The 16,862-nt window shown below is 70.9% G+C and carries 19 protein-coding genes; 9 read left to right on the top strand and 10 right to left on the bottom strand.

Annotated elements, in window-relative coordinates; genetic code table 11:
* Positions 1-21 precede the first annotated feature (21 nt).
* Both ACI3KY_RS15645 and dinB read right to left on the bottom strand, forming a co-directional pair.
* Positions 22-909: a zinc-ribbon domain-containing protein gene (locus tag ACI3KY_RS15645; RefSeq protein ID WP_404931073.1), complete on the bottom strand. Its 888-nt coding sequence runs from the start codon at positions 907-909 to the stop codon at positions 22-24.
* Between the two features lie 28 nt (positions 910-937).
* Positions 938-2,134 (bottom strand): DNA polymerase IV, encoded by a 1,197-nt coding sequence (gene dinB / locus ACI3KY_RS15650; RefSeq protein ID WP_404931074.1) that lies wholly within the window; start codon positions 2,132-2,134, stop codon positions 938-940.
* Positions 2,135-2,284: 150 nt separating this feature from the next.
* Here dinB and ACI3KY_RS15655 point away from each other — a divergent pair, with 150 nt between their 5' ends.
* Positions 2,285-2,428, top strand: coding sequence for a hypothetical protein (locus ACI3KY_RS15655; protein WP_404931075.1), 144 nt, complete (start codon positions 2,285-2,287; stop codon positions 2,426-2,428).
* A 45-nt stretch (positions 2,429-2,473) separates the two neighbouring features.
* Here ACI3KY_RS15655 and ACI3KY_RS15660 read toward each other — a convergent pair whose 3' ends face one another.
* The 6 genes from ACI3KY_RS15660 to ACI3KY_RS15685 form a co-directional block, all read right to left on the bottom strand.
* On the bottom strand, positions 2,474-2,683 hold the full coding sequence (locus ACI3KY_RS15660; RefSeq protein ID WP_404931076.1) for a DUF2188 domain-containing protein: 210 nt from the start codon (positions 2,681-2,683) through the stop codon (positions 2,474-2,476).
* Between the two features lie 18 nt (positions 2,684-2,701).
* Positions 2,702-3,448 carry a TetR/AcrR family transcriptional regulator gene (locus ACI3KY_RS15665; RefSeq protein WP_404931077.1) on the bottom strand — a complete coding sequence of 249 codons (747 nt, stop codon included), beginning with the start codon at positions 3,446-3,448 and terminating at the stop codon, positions 2,702-2,704.
* Positions 3,449-3,508: 60 nt separating this feature from the next.
* Positions 3,509-4,264, bottom strand: a complete 756-nt coding sequence (locus ACI3KY_RS15670) for an SDR family NAD(P)-dependent oxidoreductase (RefSeq protein WP_404931078.1) — start codon at positions 4,262-4,264, stop codon at positions 3,509-3,511.
* Positions 4,265-4,421: 157 nt separating this feature from the next.
* A complete protein-coding gene (locus ACI3KY_RS15675; protein ID WP_404931079.1) occupies positions 4,422-5,714 on the bottom strand; it encodes a cytochrome P450 in 1,293 nt (430 codons plus the stop codon).
* 13 nt (positions 5,715-5,727) lie between these two features.
* Positions 5,728-6,033: a hypothetical protein gene (locus tag ACI3KY_RS15680; RefSeq protein WP_404931080.1), complete on the bottom strand. Its 306-nt coding sequence runs from the start codon at positions 6,031-6,033 to the stop codon at positions 5,728-5,730.
* Between the two features lie 214 nt (positions 6,034-6,247).
* Positions 6,248-6,421 carry a hypothetical protein gene (locus ACI3KY_RS15685; protein WP_194412942.1) on the bottom strand — a complete coding sequence of 58 codons (174 nt, stop codon included), beginning with the start codon at positions 6,419-6,421 and terminating at the stop codon, positions 6,248-6,250.
* Between the two features lie 123 nt (positions 6,422-6,544).
* Between ACI3KY_RS15685 and ACI3KY_RS15690 the strand changes: the two genes are divergently transcribed.
* From ACI3KY_RS15690 to ACI3KY_RS15700, 3 genes are all read left to right on the top strand, one after another.
* Complete coding sequence (locus ACI3KY_RS15690; protein ID WP_404931081.1) at positions 6,545-6,913, top strand: VOC family protein; 369 nt, start codon at positions 6,545-6,547, stop codon at positions 6,911-6,913.
* A 104-nt stretch (positions 6,914-7,017) separates the two neighbouring features.
* Positions 7,018-8,616: an L-serine ammonia-lyase, iron-sulfur-dependent, subunit alpha gene (locus ACI3KY_RS15695; RefSeq protein ID WP_404931082.1), complete on the top strand. Its 1,599-nt coding sequence runs from the start codon at positions 7,018-7,020 to the stop codon at positions 8,614-8,616.
* Between the two features lie 119 nt (positions 8,617-8,735).
* Positions 8,736-9,191 carry an Hsp20/alpha crystallin family protein gene (locus tag ACI3KY_RS15700; protein ID WP_404931083.1) on the top strand — a complete coding sequence of 152 codons (456 nt, stop codon included), beginning with the start codon at positions 8,736-8,738 and terminating at the stop codon, positions 9,189-9,191.
* A gap of 85 nt (positions 9,192-9,276) precedes the next feature.
* Here ACI3KY_RS15700 and ACI3KY_RS15705 read toward each other — a convergent pair whose 3' ends face one another.
* A complete protein-coding gene (locus tag ACI3KY_RS15705) occupies positions 9,277-9,861 on the bottom strand; it encodes a thymidine kinase (RefSeq protein WP_404931084.1) in 585 nt (194 codons plus the stop codon).
* 170 nt (positions 9,862-10,031) lie between these two features.
* Here ACI3KY_RS15705 and ACI3KY_RS15710 point away from each other — a divergent pair, with 170 nt between their 5' ends.
* Genes ACI3KY_RS15710 through ACI3KY_RS15725 form a run of 4 tightly spaced genes read left to right on the top strand, consistent with a single transcriptional unit; the run spans position 10,032 to position 14,531 of the window.
* The gene (locus ACI3KY_RS15710) at positions 10,032-11,891 is read left to right on the top strand and encodes a glycoside hydrolase family 2 protein (protein ID WP_404931085.1); all 1,860 of its coding nucleotides are present in this window, start codon (positions 10,032-10,034) and stop codon (positions 11,889-11,891) included.
* Positions 11,888-12,883, top strand: a complete 996-nt coding sequence (locus ACI3KY_RS15715) for a DUF2804 domain-containing protein (protein ID WP_404931086.1) — start codon at positions 11,888-11,890, stop codon at positions 12,881-12,883. Before ACI3KY_RS15710 ends, ACI3KY_RS15715 begins: the two co-directional genes overlap by 4 nt.
* A 20-nt stretch (positions 12,884-12,903) precedes the next feature.
* On the top strand, positions 12,904-13,800 hold the full coding sequence (locus tag ACI3KY_RS15720) for an ABC transporter ATP-binding protein (RefSeq protein WP_404931087.1): 897 nt from the start codon (positions 12,904-12,906) through the stop codon (positions 13,798-13,800).
* The gene (locus ACI3KY_RS15725) at positions 13,797-14,531 is read left to right on the top strand and encodes an ABC transporter permease (protein ID WP_404931088.1); all 735 of its coding nucleotides are present in this window, start codon (positions 13,797-13,799) and stop codon (positions 14,529-14,531) included. Before ACI3KY_RS15720 ends, ACI3KY_RS15725 begins: the two co-directional genes overlap by 4 nt.
* 59 nt (positions 14,532-14,590) lie before the next feature.
* On the opposite strand, the gene ACI3KY_RS15730 is transcribed toward ACI3KY_RS15725, so the two are convergent.
* The gene (locus ACI3KY_RS15730; RefSeq protein ID WP_404931089.1) at positions 14,591-15,031 is read right to left on the bottom strand and encodes a MarR family winged helix-turn-helix transcriptional regulator; all 441 of its coding nucleotides are present in this window, start codon (positions 15,029-15,031) and stop codon (positions 14,591-14,593) included.
* A 42-nt stretch (positions 15,032-15,073) separates the two neighbouring features.
* On the opposite strand from ACI3KY_RS15730, the gene ACI3KY_RS15735 reads away from it, so the two are divergent.
* On the top strand, positions 15,074-16,862 hold a 1,789-nt coding region (locus ACI3KY_RS15735; RefSeq protein WP_404931090.1), incomplete at its 3' end, for a DUF2207 domain-containing protein.

Raw genomic sequence — 16,862 nt, forward strand, 5'->3', positions numbered from 1 at the left:
AACCGCCCATGCGATGACTCGTCACAAGAGGTAGGGGTCGACGAGCAGCGGACCCCGGATCTCCCGGAGCGTGTCGATGAGGCGCTCGAGGCCCGCTCTGGTCCAGGCCGACATCTGCAGGTCGTAGGCTCCGAGCGGCTCGAGCTTTCCGGTGCGGATGCGCACGACCTCCCATCTCGCGCTGCGCAGGGCGCGGTCCTTCCGCCGGTCGGCGTCCTCGCGCTTGCCGACGTGCTCGAGACCATGCCGGCCGGTGCTGTCGTACTCGATGGCGACGCGCAGTTCGGGAAGCAGGATGTCGGGCCACACCTCCGAGTGATCGAAGAAGGGCCGCGCAACCCGTACCGCGTTGAACCCCGGCGTCACCGACAGGCGCGCGAACAGGTCGGCACGCAGTTGGGCTTCGATCGCGGACGCGGGCTTCGGCGCGCACTCCGAGTGGAACGGCTCGCCGACAGGCAGGTCGGGCGTCTTCGCGCACACGCGCTGCTTGCGCTTCGGCATCCTCTGTCGGAGAACGGCGCGCTCGACGGGGTTGGCGATCGCGGCGGGCACGGGGGAGCCGGGCGCAGTGACCACCTCGCGCATCGGGAGCGCGCGCGCCGGCCGGGCCAGGTCCGCGCAGTCCGGGCACCACGCGGAGCGTCGGCGCTCGCGGCCCGGGCGGTTGCGCTGCTCGTCAGGCGTCGCGGCGAACTTGTGGCCGGCTTCGCACTGCCACAGAAGGAGCACGTCGGCCGCCGGCGGCACCTGGCTCAACACGATCCCGGCGTTGAGTTCCGGGTGGTACTGACGGATGAGAGCGGGAAACGGCGCCCACGCCTCCCGATAGCTGCCGACGGGGTAGGGTACTTCCGCGCCCTTGGAGAACTGGCGGCGCGCCCACCACAGTTCGACACGCTCCGCCATGGCAGCAGAGTAGGCGCGGCCGGCGACATCACTCGTGCTCGGGAAGCACCGGCGTCGACCAGCCCGGGTCGCGACCGAGCTGTGCGGCCCGCGAGACCGACGTCGCACCGAAGCGATCGCGCACCGCGTCGAGCACCGTGTCGAGGCGCTCGCCGTCGTCCCAGTCGATCGGCAGCTCGGGTTGGATGCTGTCGGCCCGCCCCAGCTGCGACAGCGAGATGCCGATGAGCGTGATGCCGCGTCCCGAGATCTGGGGCTGCGCGGCGGCGAGCAGGCCCCGTGCGACCTCGAGCAGCACGGAGGTGCGGTCGGTCGGGAACCGGACGGTGCGTGAGCGAGTCGCCTTCGCGTAGTCGCCGTAGCGGAGGCGCAGCACGACCGTGCGGCATACGCGGTCCCGCTCACGCAGGCGGCGGGCGAGGCGATCGACGATCTGAGTGAGGAAGAGGTCGAGCTCCTCGGCCGAGCGGGGGCGGTTGCCGAGCGCCCGTTGCGAGCCGATGGATCCGCGGCGCTTCGCGGTGTCGACGGGTCGAGGATCCCGCAGGCGCGCCAGGGCGTGCAGATGCGCGCCGGTCGCCTTGCCGAGCAGCCTCTCGGCGGTCGCGGCCTCGAGCTCTGCCAGCTCCCCGACGGTGTGGATGCCGAGCCGATGCAGCTTCTCGGCGGTCACGGCTCCGACTCCCCAGAGCCGCTCGACGGGCAGCGGCAGCAGGAACGCCTCCTCGCGCTCGGGCTCGACGACGAGCAGCCCGCCGGGCTTGCTGACGGCGCTGGCCACCTTGGCGAGGAACTTGGTGCGGGCCACCCCGACCGAGATCGCCAGACCCACTTCGGCGTGGACGCGCTGACGCAATCGCGCGGCGATCTGCTCGGGCGTGCCGGCGATGCGTCGAAGGCCGCCGACCTCGAGGAACGCCTCGTCGATGGAAAGCCCCTCCACGAGGGGCGTCGTGTCGCGGAAGATCGCGAAGACGTCGCGACTGGCGGCGGAGTAGGCGTCCATCCGCGGGGGCACGATCACCGCGTCCGGGCAGAGGTCGCGCGCCTGCCGTCCACCCATCGCCGTGCGCACGCCACGTGCCTTGGCTTCGTAGCTCGCCGCCAGCACCACTCCGCCGCCGACGATGACCGGCCGGCCCCGCAGTGCGGGCGTGTCGCGCTGCTCGACCGAGGCGTAGAAGGCGTCGAGGTCGGCGTGCAGCACCGTCGCCTCGCCGCGCATCCCGCCCTCCCGCCGATCGTCCCCGTGCGGATCATCGCACCTACCGGCGACACCACAACTCGTGCGTCAGGTCAAGCCCCCAGACGCGGTGGCGCGCAGCGGATATCCCTATAGCCCAGACAACCCGCCACTGCTTGAAGGTGAGCAGCCATGAACACAATCGGATCCGCTCTCCGCTCCTTCCGAGACGCGCTGAGGAAGCTCTTCGACCGCCGGCGCCCGCGGCGAAGCACGTGGAAGGCCACGCTCGCCGACGTTCGTCGCGCCGAAGAGCATCACTTCCCGATCGCCTGACGTGTCCGCGGGGCGCCGTGACGTGCGCCGGCGCGGAGACCCGCTCTACTCGTCGGCCGGGTCGGTGATCACGCCTGTAGGTTCGGCATCCTGAACGACGTGCCGCCAGCCCAGCTCGTCGGCGGTCGTGCGTCCCGCATCGATCGCCTCTTCGCGGCTCGAGAAGCTCTGCGAGAGGTCCGGCCGTTCGGCGACGGACACCTCCCACTGCCCGCGGTTCGAACGGGTGACGACGGTGTGCTCGGTCTCAGCCATGATTCCTCCTGTCGCGTCTCACCCATCCTCCGTCGTGCGCGCCGGTTTCGCGAGGTGGTACTCGACGCCGTCGAGAAGCCGATCCAGCGCGTACCGTCCGCCGTCGAATGTCTCGCTCACCAGGGCTCCGGCTTCGAGCAGTTCGCTGAGATGGGGGAGCCGCTCTTCGTCCACCACCTCGCGGAGCACCCGCGCTTCTTCGGTCGCCGTCTTGGTGGAGGATCGTTTCGTCGTGCGAGCGAGGTCGTCATAGCCACGCTCGACGGATGCCCGGAACCGGGCGTGTCCGCTGACCTCCAGGACGATCGCCATGCGCTCCTCGGGGGTCAGCGCTTCCTTCGCAAGCGTCCCCAGCCCGGCGTCGAACCAGGCGAGGTTGTTCGGGGTGCGGGCGACTCCCACGATCGGGATGTCCAGCATCCAGGGGTGCTTCCGGTAGACCGCGGTGGACGCCGCGGCGTATGCCTCGAGTCCTGGTCGCCATCCGAGCCCAGGGCCGATGACATCCGGCGGCGGGCCCATCGCGTGATCCTGCAGCAGGAGGACCAGCGCATCCTTCGAGCCCACGTAGCGGTAGAGCGACATGGCGGTGAGTCCGAGCGCCGAAGCGACCGAGGGCATCGTCACCGCATCGAGGCCGTCTGCATCCGCGATGGTCAGCGCCGCGTCGAGGACCTGCTCGAGTGCGAAGGCGCGTTTCGGTCCACGCTGCGGCGCGGGGGCGGTGCCCCACGCCAGCGCCATGTGCGTTCCGTCCTCAGCCATGCGAGTGCCTCCTGCGCGCCCGAACCAGCATAGGGCGGGCAGCGGGCGCCGTCGTCGGCCTCACATGGCCGACCAGCCGCCGTCCGAGACGATGGTCGTGCCGTTGATGTTCGATGCGTGGTCGCTGGCGAGCCAGAAGACCGTACCCGCGATCTGAGCAGGCGACGCCGGGGCAGTCATCGTCGCGAGCATGATCGGGCCGACCCGGCCGGCGCCGAATTCGGAGCGGACGGAGATATCGAGCTCCGTGGCGACCGCGCCCGGTGCGATCGCATTGGTGCGGATCCCCTCCGCTGCGTACATCACGGCACAGCTCTTCGTGAGTCCGACGACGGCGTGCTTCGACGCGGTGTACGCAGCCCCGCCGACGGAGCCGCGGAGTGCCGCCTCGGACGCGATGTTCACGACGGCTCCTCCTCCGCTGCGGCGCAGGAGAGGAACGGCTGCACGCGTCATCCGCATGACGGTGTTCACGTTGATGTCGAACACTCGCTGCCACGTGCCGTCGTCGACTTCGTCCACGGGGATGATGCCGTCCATCATGCCGGCGACGTTGGCGACAACGTCGAGGCGGTCTCCGGCGGCTTCCACGACGCGTCGGACAACCTTCTCATCCGTCAGATCGCCGGCGACGGCGCGCACGTCGCAACCATCGAGCTCGGCGACGAGACGCTCCAGCCGGTCCTGCGCGATGTCGGCGACCACGACGGTGTCCCCGGCACGAGCGAACAGCTCGGCGGTGGCTCGGCCGATGCCGGCGCCGGCGCCGGTGACGATCACCGTTCGCGGCGAGGTGGGAGAAAATGTGAGGGTCATCGCGGCACGCTCCATAACTAGTAGGTACGTATACCGTATACGACCATACGGGTTAAATGCGACAGCGAATCCGTGCACGCGCGTCAAGCCGCACGCGGGTTGGCGGGCGGGGGCGCGGCCGGGTCCGCGGGCGCGGCCGGCAGGCCGGCGCGTTGTGTCAGTGGACCGGGCAGCGCGACGGCGTTGCGTCCGCCCGCACGTGTGCTCCCGATCTCGGCTTCGTCGGAAGCCGGCGGCGGTTCACCGAGAGGCCCGAGTCCAGGACCGTCAGCCGGGGGTCGCTCAGCGCGGCGATCGCCGTCGCGAGGCCGGTGATCGCGATCTTCTCACCCGGGCAGCGGTGCCCGGTCGCCACCTCGGCACCACCGTGCGGGATGAACGCCGTCAACGCCTCGTAGTCTTCGACGCCGCGGAAGCGCTCGGGGTCGAAGGTCGCCGGGTCCTGCCACGAACGGGCATCCACGTCGGTGCCGAGGATGTCCAGAACGACGCGCCCACCGGCCGACAGGCGCTGTCCGTCGAGCTCGACGTCCTGGATCGCCCATCCGGGGAGCATGGGCACGAAGGGTGCGGTGCGGCGGATCTCCTGCGCGAACATGATCGCGAGGGGACCTCCCCCGAGCGTTCCCCGTTCCGCCGTCTCGGCCGCGATGCGGGCCTGCCACTCGGGCCGGTCGTGCAGTTCCTTCGCGGCGAAGGCGACGAAGCGGGCGACGGCGATCGTGGGCCGGAGGGTGTTCTGGAGCTCCACCCCGGCGAGCCGCGCGGGCAGGGGCTCGCCGGCGCGGTCGCGGTGCCATGCCCAGGAATGAAGCGCCGTCCCCTCGCGCGCGGCGAGGTCCCCCGCGCGCACGGCCTCGATCAGCCGCCGCGCGTGCCGGTCCGACCAGAGCCGATTCACGACGGCCGCGACGTAGGCGGGCGAGTAGGGTGCGCCGAAGCCGTCGACGATCTGTGCCAGACGCGCCGACCAGCGGGTCTTCGCCGCGGCCGTGCCCGACAGCCCGGCCCACACCATGATCGCCCGGCCCAGCGCTCCGACCGCGGCGTCGTAGGCCGTGCGCTCTCCGCCCCGCACCCACGCGTCGAGCTCTTCGCGCCACTCCCGCTCGAGCAGGGGCTGCAGGCGCTCGACCTCGGCATCCTCGTAGGCGACGTCCACGAACGTCGCCTTGCGGTGCCGGTGCTCGTCGCCGTCGAGGCTGTGAACCGAGCCGTGCCCGAAGAGGGTCTCCTGAACGATCGAGGGCATCGCCCCGTGGCGGGCGATGCGCGTCTCGTCGTAGAACAGCGCCACGCCTTCCGAGCCGCGCACGAAGAGCGCGTCGCGGCCCAGCAATCGCATCGGCGCGGATCGCGCACCGTCGCGCACCCGCCGCCAGACGCGCTCGCCGAAGTCGTAGCCGTGGATGAGGACGGAGAGCGACTCGTCGCCGAGCGGACGCCTCATCGCCGCAGCCGCATCAGCGGCGGCCGGGCTTCACGGGCGGACGGTGGGGGATCGGTATCGGCCGCGTGGTCCCGGTGCTGCGGCGACCATGGCGGGTCAGGTCGCGCAGCACCGCGTCGGCGGTGCGGTAGTGGGTGGGCAGACCGACGGGGTTCAGCCACAGCACGTCGACGCCGTCCAGGGGCGCCTGGCTGACGCAGGCGACGAGGCTCCTCGCGTCGCTCATGGGGACATGCGCGTCGCGGATGATCCACGTCGACTGATCCACGCGCTGCAGGTCGTACTGCCGTCCTGTCGGACGAGCCTGGGGTTCGAGCATCACCATCGTTCGCTCACCTCTCCTGTCCGGTGCCGGACGATGGCGATGCAGATATCGCTGTTCTCATTTGGTGCCTCCGCGCTGATGCAGCGAGTCGATTGTCACCGACGAGGAGCCGGGCACCGCCGGGGTTGACAAACGGCGCTCCGGGCGTCACACGCCACGCAGCAGTCGACGGAGAGCACGATCGACGCCCGGTCCGCGGGGCAGCGGGCTATTTGCGCGGGCCGCTGTCGATCCGCTGGGCCGCGATGGGAAGGGCCACCGCGAGCGAGATGCACAGCACCCCCGCGACGAACACCAGGGCGGGCAGAAACGGCGCCGCGAAGGCGGAGCCCACCAGGTACATGCCGCCGATGAGCAGGATGAGGTAAAGGACGAAGAGCATCGCGCACCCTCTCTCGAACCGCCTCCGTCGCGAGCGCGCGGGGCTGCTACCTGCCTATCGCACCGCCGACGGATGCGCCAGAGGCAATGGTGCGCGGTACGCACGTCGCGGCAGAATGACGCCATGAGGCTCGTCCAGGTCGCCCAGCACGCCGACGACCTCGAGCGCGCCGCCGCGTTCTACACCGACCTCCTCGGGGTGCCGCCGACGGCGGTGTTCGACCCGCCGGGGCTCCTCTTCTTCGACCTCGACGGTGTCCGGCTGCTACTCGACCGCGGAGCGCCGAGGGCACTGCACTATCTGCAGGTCGACGATGTGCGCGTCGCTGTCGAGCGCCTTCGGGAACGCACCCGCGTCGTGACGGCGCCCCACGTGATCTTCACCCACGAGGACGACGCGCTCGGCCCGGCCGGTCACGAGGAGTGGCAGGCGTTCGTGGAGGACTCGGAGGGCAACACCCTGGGGCTGGTGTCGTTTCACCCGCCGGCGTGAGCGATCACTCTGCACCGGCTGACGGCCCGTGCCGAGGCATCCTGCCCCTCACGACTCGGTAACGGCAGGCAGACCGCACGTCCGAGAGCGTTAGCCTGGTGGCGATGAGCGCCTACGTCTCGGCGTTCGAGCTGTTCTCCATCGGCGTAGGACCCTCGAGCTCCCACACGGTCGGACCCATGCGGGCCGCCCATGACTTCGTCGTCCGCCTGCGCGAGACCGGCGTACTGCCCCAGGTCGGGCGCGTCACCTGCACGCTGTACGGGTCGCTCGGCGCAACCGGCATCGGCCACGGCACCCCGGACGCGGTCGTGGCGGGTCTCCGAGGCCTGGAGCCGGAGACGGTGGATCCGCATGCTGTCCGCGCGGCGTGGAGCGCCTGGCCCGAGGGGCAGTCGCTCGAACTCGCAGGCATCCGCGCCGTGCCGTTCGCCCGCGGCGATGTCGTGTTCGCCCCGCGCACGCGGCTGCCCGGTCATCCGAACGCGATGACGCTGGAGGCGTGGGCGTCGCCCGACGACGGACCGGCGCGCCCCACCGCGGTGGCGGGACTGCGCGACACCGGGGCCTCGTCGGTCGCACCGCTCGCCGACGTGTCGGATGCCGGGCTCCTCGCCCGCGAGACCTACTACTCCGTCGGCGGGGGGTTCATCCGCCGCGAGGGCGATCAGCCCGCCTCGCCCGGTGCAGGGTCCCGTGCGCAGGAATACCCGCTCGACTTCGCGAGTGCCGAGGAGCTCCTCGCGCTCTGCGATGAGCGCGGCATCACGATCGCCGAGGCCGCGCGCATCAACGAGGAGTCGCTGCGTCCCGACGACGAGATCGCCGCGAGGCTCGATCTCATCTGGGACGCGATGGCCGCCTGCGTCGGGGCCGGCCTCGCCTCCGGCGGCGTGCTCCCGGGCATGTTGGGGGTGAAGCGCCGCGCGGCGTCGATCCGCGAGCAGCTCGAGGCTGCGGAGGCGGACGGTCGGCGCGAGCTGCCGGGGGAGTGGCTGGGCGCATTCGCGCTCGCCGTCAACGAGGAGAACGCCGCCGGCGGACGTGTCGTGACGGCGCCGACGAACGGCGCCGCCGGCATCGTGCCCGCGGTGGCGATGTACTGGTGGCGGTTCCTCGCGGACTCCGGTCTGGGTGCGGGCAATGCGGTCACCCCGTACGGCGAGCTCGTCGGCAGCGCCCTGCTCGGCTACCCCGGCCAGGGCGCCGCCGCCCCCGAGCCGGCGCAGTGGAACGACGAGCAGGTCGCCGAGGCGAACCGTCGCCGCGGCATCCGTCGCTTCCTGCTCACGGCCACCGCGCTGGGCTCGCTGTTCAAGGCCAACGCTTCCATCTCCGGCGCCGAGGGCGGCTGCCAGGCTGAGGTCGGGTCGGCCTGCGCGATGGCGGCCGGGGGGCTGACGGCGGTCATGGGCGGCACCAACCGGCAGATCGAGAATGCGGCCGAGATCGCGATGGAGCACCACCTGGGCCTGACCTGCGACCCGGTCGGCGGCCTCGTGCAGATCCCGTGCATCGAGCGCAACGCCATCGCCGCGTCGACCGCGGTGACGGCCGCCCGGCTCGCGCTCCGTGGCGACGGGTCGCACTACGTCTCGTTGGACGCCGTCGTGGAGACCATGCGGCAGACCGGCATCGACATGTCGCACAAGTACAAGGAGACCAGCGAAGGCGGGCTCGCGGTCAACGTCATCGAGTGCTGAGAGGTGCCTCTGTTCGTCCTGAGCGAACACGAACAGTCTTAGCACTCCACCATGCCGAGTGCTAATCTGTACGTAGTTGAGCCGAGTGGGCTCAACTCCCAGACAGAGAGGAGATTCCCATGGCCACCTACGACCCGTTCCGTGACCTCGACCGCCTCGCGTCGAGTCTCTTCGAGCAGCGGCGCGGCCCGCGGCGCATGCCGATGGACCTGTACCGCGACGGCGACCACTACGTGCTGACCGCCGACCTGCCCGGCATCGATCCGGGCTCGGTCGACATCGACGTCGACGGCCAGCTGCTGACGATCCGCGCCGAGCGCACGCTGCACAGCGGCGACGACGTCAAGTGGATCACCCGCGAGCGCGAGGCGGCGAGCTTCCTGCGCCAGCTCAACCTCGGCCAGGGCATCGACACCGAGCGCATCTCGGCCAACTACAACAACGGCGTGCTCAGCGTGACGATCCCGGTCAGCGAGAAGGCCAAGCCGCGCAAGATCGAGGTCATGTCCGAGGGCGGCGCGCCGACGATCCAGGCGCACGAGTCCAATGAGGCTCCGCAGCCGATCGAGCAGTAGTCGCGCGGCTCTGCGGAGGACAGTTCCGCGAAGCAGATCGGATGCCTCGTCCCGGCCGGGACGAGGCATCCGTCGTTCTGCGCCGCTATGCCCGAGCGGCGCCCGTGAAATGGCGCCGGCACCGCGCCTGATACGACTCGATGCCGCCGACCTGCTCGGTCGTCGGAATGAGGGGGTCGCCGGTAACGGCGGACGACAGCCGCTGGTGGAACGCGGCATCCTCTCCGCACACCGCGCAGACGGCGGTGAGCTTGAGCACGTCTTCGGCGATCGCCATGAGCTCGGGCAGCGGCTCGAAAGGCCGCCCGTCGAAGGTGACGCAGAGTCCGGAGACCACCACGTCGATGCCCTCGGCGACCAGTTCGTCCACGGCGTCGACGAGGCCGGGGCCGAAGAACTGCGCCTCATCGACGGCCAGCAGGTCCAGTCCGCGGCCGCGCACCGAGGCGACCAGCGTCTCGACATCGGGCACCGACCGCGACGGCACGCTGAGCCCCGAGTGGGAGCTGACCTGCCCCTCGCCCCGGCGGTGGTCGAGCGCGTGACTCACGACCTCGACCGACAGGCCGGCGATGCGCGCGCGGCGCACGCGACGCAGCAGCTCCTCGGACTTGCCGGCGAACATGGGACCGGCGACGACCTGCAGCCTCGCCTGCGTGCGCGTGTGCATGGCGCCCAGACTACGTCCGCCTAGGATCGAACCACCTCGCCCGGACCGTCAGCAAGGATGCCGATGCCCGCAGAACCTCCCTCGCCCGCGCCCTCCGCTGCGCCGCGGGGCTCCCTACTGCGCTGGGGTCGACGGATGCCCGGCATCGCACCGACGACGGAGGCCCCGGCATGACCCTGCTCACGCCGTGGGCCGACGACCTCGACGCCGATTCGCCGCTGCCCGACTACCCGCGACCGCAGCTCGTGCGCGGCGACTGGGTCAATCTCAACGGGCCCTGGGACTACGCGATCACCGCGCTGCGACTTGACCAGCGCGCGGATACAGACCCGCTCGCGGTCGCCGACCCGGCGGGGCCGCCCGTCGATTGGGACGGACGCATCGTCGTGCCGTTCTCGCCCGAGACCACGCTGTCGGGCGTCGGCCGCACGCTGCGCGCCGACCAGACGCTCTGGTACCGGCGGTCGTTCGCGCTGCCCCGGCCGCTGCGCGAGGGCGAGCGCGCGATCCTGCACTTCGGCGCCGTCGACCAGTCGTGCCGCGTCGCCGTCGACGGCACCGAGGTCGGCGGACACACCGGCGGCTACCTGCCGTTCTCGATCGACGTGACCTCGGCGCTCGCCGCCTCCGCGCAGCACGAGCTCGTCGTCGCCGTGCGGGACGTCACGGATGCCTCGTGGCTGGCGCGCGGCAAGCAGTCGGGCCGCCCCGGCGGCATCTGGTACACGCCGCAGTCGGGCATCTGGCAGACCGTCTGGCTCGAGATCGTGCCCCGTGTCGCGGTGAACCGCCTCGTGCTCACGCCCGATCTCGATGCCGGCACGGTCGTCGTCACGGTGCACAGCGAGCACGCCGAGGGCGCCGAGCACGCCCAGGTCCACGTGCTCGACGGCACGCGGGTGGCGGCATCCGTTGTCCTCCCGGTCGGCGAGCCGACGCCGGTGACGCTCGATGGACCGCTGAAGACGTGGACGCCCGACGACCCGTTCCTCTACGACGTGCGCGTGACGCTGGGCGACGACCGGGTGGCGTCCTACGTGGGGATGCGGTCGTTCGGCGTCGGCGTCGACGAGCGGGGGTTCCCGTGCCTGCTGCTCAACGGCGAGCCGCACCTGCCGGTCGGGCTGCTCGACCAGGGGTATTGGCCCGATGGCGGCTACACCGCGGCGTCCGATGCGGCGCTGGAATACGACATCCGTCTCGCGAAGCGGATGGGCTTCACGATGCTGCGCAAGCACATCAAGGTCGAGCCGCTGCGCTGGTACCACCACTGCGACCGCCTCGGCATGCTCGTCTGGCAGGACGCCGTCAGCGGCGGCACGGCCTACAACCCGCTCGTCGTCTCGGCACCGGCGATCGCCTCTCCGACGCTCGACGACCGCAAGCACGGCCGCTTCGGGCGCGCCGATGCCGCCGGGCGCGAGCAGTTCGAGAGCGAGCTGCGCGACATGATCGAGCACCTGCGCAGCGTGACGTCGATCTCGCTGTGGGTGCCGTTCAACGAGGGCTGGGGCCAGTTCGACGCGGCCCGCATCGCGGCTGCGGTGCGCGCACTCGACCCGACCCGGCCCATCGACCACGCGAGCGGCTGGCACGATCAGGGTGCGGGCGACCTGCGGAGCCTGCACATCTACTTCCGCGCGGTGAGGCCGCCGCGCCGCGCCGATGCCCGCGTGCTGGCCCTCACCGAGTACGGCGGCTACAGCCTCGCGGTGCCCTCGCACACCTGGAGCAGCACGTCGTTCGGCTACAAGAAGTACCGCTCCCGCGACCAGCTCGTGGCGGCGCTCGAGCGTCTGCATGACCGCGAGATCGCCCCGGCCATCGAGCGCGGGCTCGCGGCCACGGTGTACACGCAGCTCGCCGACGTCGAGGAGGAGGTCAACGGCCTCGTCACGTACGACCGGCGTTTCGTGAAGGTGCCCGAGGACGTGATGCGGGCGATCAACGACCGGCTGCGGGATGCCTCGTCGCGCCGCCCCGACCGCGCGGAGTCGTCCGTCGGCCCGACGCGGAAGGATCCGGCATGACCGAGCGCGAGCTCACCGCGCCCGTGGCGTTGACACTGCCGAACGGACGGGTCAACCCCGACGCGATCGGCTGGGCGCGCCAGCCGATCGTCGACACGTCCGGCATCGGCCGGGGCCGCGGGCGCAACAAGCGGTGGGAGTACTGGAACGTCACGACGCCGACGCACATCCTCGCGCTCACGGTGTCGTCGATCGACTACGCCGCCGTGCATGAGGTGTGGGTGCTCGACAGGGCGACCGAGCGAACGTGGTCCCAGGGTGCGACCGTCATTCCGGCGCGGGACTTTGAGCTGCCGGCCGGCGTCGAGACCGGGCCCGCCCGCGGTCGCGCGAAGGATCTCGACATCGAGGTCCTTCCCGAGGAGGGCGGCACACGGTTGCGTGCCCGGATTCCGGATGCCTCGTTCGACGTGTTCGCCGCACTGCCGGCCGGCCACGAGCGCCTGGCCGTCGTGGTGCCGTGGAGTGCGACGCGCTTCCAGTACACCGTCAAGGACGTCGCCCGTCCCGCCTCCGGATCGGTCACCGTCGACGGCGTCACGCACGACGTTCCGGCGGGGGAGTCGTGGGCGGTGCTCGACCACGGTCGCGGGCGCTGGCCGTATGACATCCGCTGGAACTGGGGCGCGGGCTCGGGCGTCTCAGGAGGGCATACCATCGGCATCCAGGTCGGCGGCCGCTGGACCGAGGGCACCGGCTCCACCGAGAACGCCGCGCTGGTCGACGGGCGCCTGCACAAGATCCACGACGAGCTGGAGTGGGACTACGACATCGCCGAGTGGCGGAGGCCCTGGCGCATCACCGGCGGCGGGCTCGCGGCATCCTTCACGCCCTTCTACGACAAGGTGACCCGCACGAACCTCGGCATCGTCGCTTCGCGCACCGACCAGTGCTTCGGCCACTGGGCCGGGACGTTCGCGGTACCCGGCGGCGACGCGGTGAGGTTCGACGGCATCCTGGGCTGGGCGGAGGAGGTCCACAACCGCTGGTGATGCGGGTCTACTCTGAGCGCATGGACGCCGTGAGCGTGCGGGACCTGGATGTGCGACGGGGGAAGACCGAGGTCTTCACCGCGCTGGACCTCGACATCCCGCGCGGGCAGATCACCGGGCTGATGGGGCCGTCCGGCTGCGGCAAGACGACGCTGATGCGCGCGATCGTCGGCGTGCAGAAGATCGCGGGCGGCACCGTGACGGTGCTCGGCGAACCGGGCGGCTCGAAGACGTTGCGCCGGCGGGTGGCGTACGACACGCAGGCGGCGTCGGTGTACGGCGACCTCACGATCCAGCAGAACCTGCGGTATTTCGCGCGGCTCGTCGGCGCGCCGGGCAGCGACGTCGACCGCGTCATCGAACAGGTGGGGCTCGCCGACCAGCGCGATCAGACCATCGACTCGCTCAGCGGTGGGCAGGAGAGCCGCGTCTCGCTCGCCGTGGCCATGCTCGGCGCACCGGAGCTGCTCGTGCTCGACGAGCCGACGGTCGGGCTCGATCCGCTGCTGCGGGCCGAGCTGTGGGAGGTGTTCCGCGGTCTGGCCGACGCGGGTGCGACGCTCATCGTCTCGAGTCACGTCATGGACGAGGCGCTGCGGTGCGACCGCCTCGTGCTCCTGCGGGCGGGCCGCATCATCGCCGACACGACACCGGACGGCCTGCTCGCCGACACCGGGACGACGGATCCGGATGCCGCGTTCCTGGCGCTCATCGAACGCGACGCCCTTCGGCAGGCTCAGGGACCGAGTGGGGCTCAGGGACCGGGCGGGGCTCAGGGACCGGAGCCGTCTGCCGAGGAGACCGCCGAACCGCCCCCGCTCACCCGCCGCGAGGCGCGCGAGCAGGCGGAGCATCCGCACTCGCCTACCCCCGGCCCGCCGGCCGCGCCCTCCGCCGATGAGGAGAGCGCCTCATGAACGGCATGCTCACTCTCGCCACGGCCGGGCGCGTGCTCCGCCAGCTCAGCCACGACCCGCGGTCGATCGTCCTGATGCTGGTGGCGCCGAGCCTTCTCGTCGGGCTGTTCGCGTGGCTGTTCAGCGACCAGGAGGGGGTGTTCGACCAGTTCGGCGGTCCGATCCTGGCGCTGTTCCCGTTCATCGTGATGTTCCTCATCACGTCGATCACGACGCTCCGCGAACGCCGCTCGGGAACGCTCGAACGCCTGATGACGACCCCGATCGCGAAGACCGACTTCATCCTCGGCTACGGCCTCGCGTTCGGTCTGATGGCGACACTGCAGGCCGTCATCACCGTCACCTTCGCGGTGTGGGTGTGCGGCCTCGAGGTCGAGGGGCCGCTGTGGCAGCTGGGACTCGTGGCCGTCGTGGACGCGATCCTCGGCACGGCACTCGGACTGCTCGCGAGCGCCTTCGCACGCACCGAGTTCCAGGCGGTGCAGTTCATGCCGCTCATCGTGTTCCCGCAGATCATCCTCGGCGGCCTGTTCATGCCGCGCGAGGACATGCCCGAGGCGCTGTACCAGATCTCGAAGGTGCTGCCGCTGAGCTACGCCATCGACACCATCAACGCCGTGACCGCGGGCGACCAGGGGTGGGACGTCTTCGGACCGCTCCTGGTCGTGGTGGCGTTCGCGGTGGGAGCGCTGATCCTCGCGTCGCTCACGCTCCGGCGCCGCACGCCGTGAGCGCCGGTTCCTGAGCCTGGCGAAGGACGCGCTTCGAGAAGCTCAGCGACCGGGGATGATCAGCAGCCGGGCTGCTTCTTGCGCAGTTTGGCCGTGAGCTCGCGCAGCTGGGAGAGCTCGTCGTCCGAGAGCAGCGACATCCGCTCGGCGATGGCCTTGCCGTGGGCGCTGGCGATCCGGCGGAACAGCGATGCACCGGCATCCGTCGCGTGCACGAGCGCCCCGCGCCCGTCGTCGGGATCCGCGCACTTCGTGAGCAGTCCGCGGGCCACCATGCGGTCTACGAGACGCGACACACTGGGCTGGCTGATGAGCATGTTCGCGGTCACGTCGCGCAGCCGGGCGGTGAGGTCGTCGGAGCGGGTGACCGTGAGGAGCACGTCGTACTCGGCCTGGCTCAGCTGCTCTTCGTCGAAGTCGCCGTTGATGTCGCCGAACACCTCGTGCTGGGCCCGGAAGAGGCTCTCCCAGGCGTCGATGGCGAGACGGCGGTCGGTCATATCGTCAAGAGTAGGGCAGGCCGAGGACCCTAGGCTGGCCGCATGTCGTCTTCGGTCTCAGCATCAGGGCGCCCGCGCCGTCCGGGGGGAGTGGCGCGGATCGCAGGGCTGCTGCTCGCCGTTCTCATGGGCCTGCTCGCGGTGGGCGTCGTCGCCGCCCCTGCTCGTGCGGACGTCGACGACTTCTCGTTCGAGAGCCTCGATGTGGAGTACCAGCTCGGTCGCGCCGAGGACGGCACCAGCACGCTCACCGTCGTCGAGACGTTCGTGGCGCTGTTCCCCGAGTTCGACCAGAATCACGGCATGCGGCGGGAGATCCCCGACTCCTACCAGGGCGCGCCGCTGAACCCGCAGCTCGTGTCGATCACCGACGAGAACGGTGCGCCGCGCGAGGCCGAGACCGAGGCGGACGATGGTCTCTTCTCGATGACGTCGCGCGCCGACGGCTTCGTCCACGGCCGCCAGACCTACGTCTTCACGTACAGCCTCGAGAACGTCACCCGGTACTTCGCCGACACCGGCTCGGACGAGTTCTACTGGGACGTCAACGGCACCGGCTGGCCGCAGTCGTTCGGTCGTGTCACGGCGCGCGTCACCATGGCGGACGAGGTGGATGCCGCCCGCACCGGTGGGCTGGCCTGCTACGCCGGATACCAGGACGACACGCGCAGGTGCGACATGTCGGAGGTCGACGGTGCGGTCACGGCATCCGTCTCGGACCTGCAGCCGTACCAGACCATGACGATCGCGATCGGGTTCGAACCCGACACGTTCACCGAATTCGACACGTCGTACCTCGGCTCGCCCTGGGGCTGGCTGCAGGCGATCGTGGCGCTGCTGGGACTCGGCACCGCCGTGGTGCTGGCTGCCGTCGCGCGTGCGCGGCACCTCCGCGACGAGCGCGGTCGCCCCGTGATCATCGCCGAGTACACCCCGCCGCGCGGCATCGACGCCCTCGAGAGCGCGGTGCTGCTCGGCCATACGACGAAGGCGATCCCGGCCGAGGTGCTCGAGCAGGCGGTGGTGGGCAGCATCCGCATCGAAGAAGGACCCGCGAAACTGTTCGGCGGCACGAAGCTGAAGGCCGTGCTCGTCGATCCCTCTCTCGCCGACGGAGACGGACGGATGCTGCTGCCCGGCCTCTTCCCGACGGGCACACCGGGTGAGGAGTTCGAGTTCGGTCGCACCGACACCCGCTTCTCGTCGACGGCGCAGAAGGTGCTGAAGGCGGCGACGTCGGAGCTGTCGACGCGCGGACTGCGTCGTGCCGTGCCGGCGCGGGTGCGAGCGTGGCCCGTGGTGATCGCGATCGTGTCTGCGGTGCTCGTGCTGCTGTTCGGCATCGGCGCCCTGGTGGCCTACGTGACACCCGTGGTGCCGATCCTGCTGATCATCGGCGCGGTGCTCGTCGTGCTGGTCGTCGCCGGCCTGGTGTCGCGCAAGCCGCTCACCGCCGCCGGCGCCGAGGTGCGCGACCACCTGCACGGGCTGAAGCAGTTCATCGAGTGGGCCGAGGCCGATCGCATCCGGATGCTGCAGTCGCCGCAGGGCGCCGAGCGGGTGCCGGTCGACGTCTCCGACCCGCGCGTCAAGCTGAAGCTGTACGAGACCCTGCTGCCCTATGCCGTCGTGTTCGGCCAGGAGAAGAAGTGGGCCGACGAGCTGGCCGTGCTGTACGGCGAGGGCAACTCGCCCGGCTGGTACGCCGGGTCGTCCGGCTTCCATGCGGCCGCGTTCTCCGCCGGGATCTCCACGCTCTCGTCGTCGGCTACTGCCTCGTCGTCGTCAGGAGGCTCGTCGGGCGGCGGTTCGGCCGGCGGCGGTGGTGGCG

The sequence above is a fragment of the Microbacterium sp. ZW T2_14 genome (genome assembly GCF_044987405.1).
GTDB lineage: Bacteria > Actinomycetota > Actinomycetes > Actinomycetales > Microbacteriaceae > Microbacterium.

Excerpts from the sequence above, each read along its gene's own strand:
- dinB (WP_404931074.1), bottom strand. The coding sequence starts at position 2,134 with ATGCGCGGCGAGGCGACGGTGCTGCACGCCGACCTCGACGCCTTCTAC.
- ACI3KY_RS15695 (WP_404931082.1), top strand. The coding sequence starts at position 7,018 with ATGAGCGCCTACGTCTCGGCGTTCGAGCTGTTCTCCATCGGCGTAGGA.
- ACI3KY_RS15700 (WP_404931083.1), top strand. The coding sequence starts at position 8,736 with ATGGCCACCTACGACCCGTTCCGTGACCTCGACCGCCTCGCGTCGAGT.
- ACI3KY_RS15730 (WP_404931089.1), bottom strand. The coding sequence starts at position 15,031 with ATGACCGACCGCCGTCTCGCCATCGACGCCTGGGAGAGCCTCTTCCGG.
- ACI3KY_RS15675 (WP_404931079.1), bottom strand. The coding sequence starts at position 5,714 with ATGAGGCGTCCGCTCGGCGACGAGTCGCTCTCCGTCCTCATCCACGGC.
- ACI3KY_RS15670 (WP_404931078.1), bottom strand. The coding sequence starts at position 4,264 with ATGACCCTCACATTTTCTCCCACCTCGCCGCGAACGGTGATCGTCACC.
- ACI3KY_RS15685 (WP_194412942.1), bottom strand. The coding sequence starts at position 6,421 with ATGCTCTTCGTCCTTTACCTCATCCTGCTCATCGGCGGCATGTACCTG.
- ACI3KY_RS15720 (WP_404931087.1), top strand. The coding sequence starts at position 12,904 with ATGGACGCCGTGAGCGTGCGGGACCTGGATGTGCGACGGGGGAAGACC.
- ACI3KY_RS15690 (WP_404931081.1), top strand. The coding sequence starts at position 6,545 with ATGAGGCTCGTCCAGGTCGCCCAGCACGCCGACGACCTCGAGCGCGCC.
- ACI3KY_RS15655 (WP_404931075.1), top strand. The coding sequence starts at position 2,285 with ATGAACACAATCGGATCCGCTCTCCGCTCCTTCCGAGACGCGCTGAGG.
- ACI3KY_RS15710 (WP_404931085.1), top strand. The coding sequence starts at position 10,032 with ATGACCCTGCTCACGCCGTGGGCCGACGACCTCGACGCCGATTCGCCG.
- ACI3KY_RS15645 (WP_404931073.1), bottom strand. The coding sequence starts at position 909 with ATGGCGGAGCGTGTCGAACTGTGGTGGGCGCGCCGCCAGTTCTCCAAG.
- ACI3KY_RS15705 (WP_404931084.1), bottom strand. The coding sequence starts at position 9,861 with ATGCACACGCGCACGCAGGCGAGGCTGCAGGTCGTCGCCGGTCCCATG.
- ACI3KY_RS15665 (WP_404931077.1), bottom strand. The coding sequence starts at position 3,448 with ATGGCTGAGGACGGAACGCACATGGCGCTGGCGTGGGGCACCGCCCCC.
- ACI3KY_RS15715 (WP_404931086.1), top strand. The coding sequence starts at position 11,888 with ATGACCGAGCGCGAGCTCACCGCGCCCGTGGCGTTGACACTGCCGAAC.
- ACI3KY_RS15660 (WP_404931076.1), bottom strand. The coding sequence starts at position 2,683 with ATGGCTGAGACCGAGCACACCGTCGTCACCCGTTCGAACCGCGGGCAG.
- ACI3KY_RS15725 (WP_404931088.1), top strand. The coding sequence starts at position 13,797 with ATGAACGGCATGCTCACTCTCGCCACGGCCGGGCGCGTGCTCCGCCAG.
- ACI3KY_RS15680 (WP_404931080.1), bottom strand. The coding sequence starts at position 6,033 with ATGCTCGAACCCCAGGCTCGTCCGACAGGACGGCAGTACGACCTGCAG.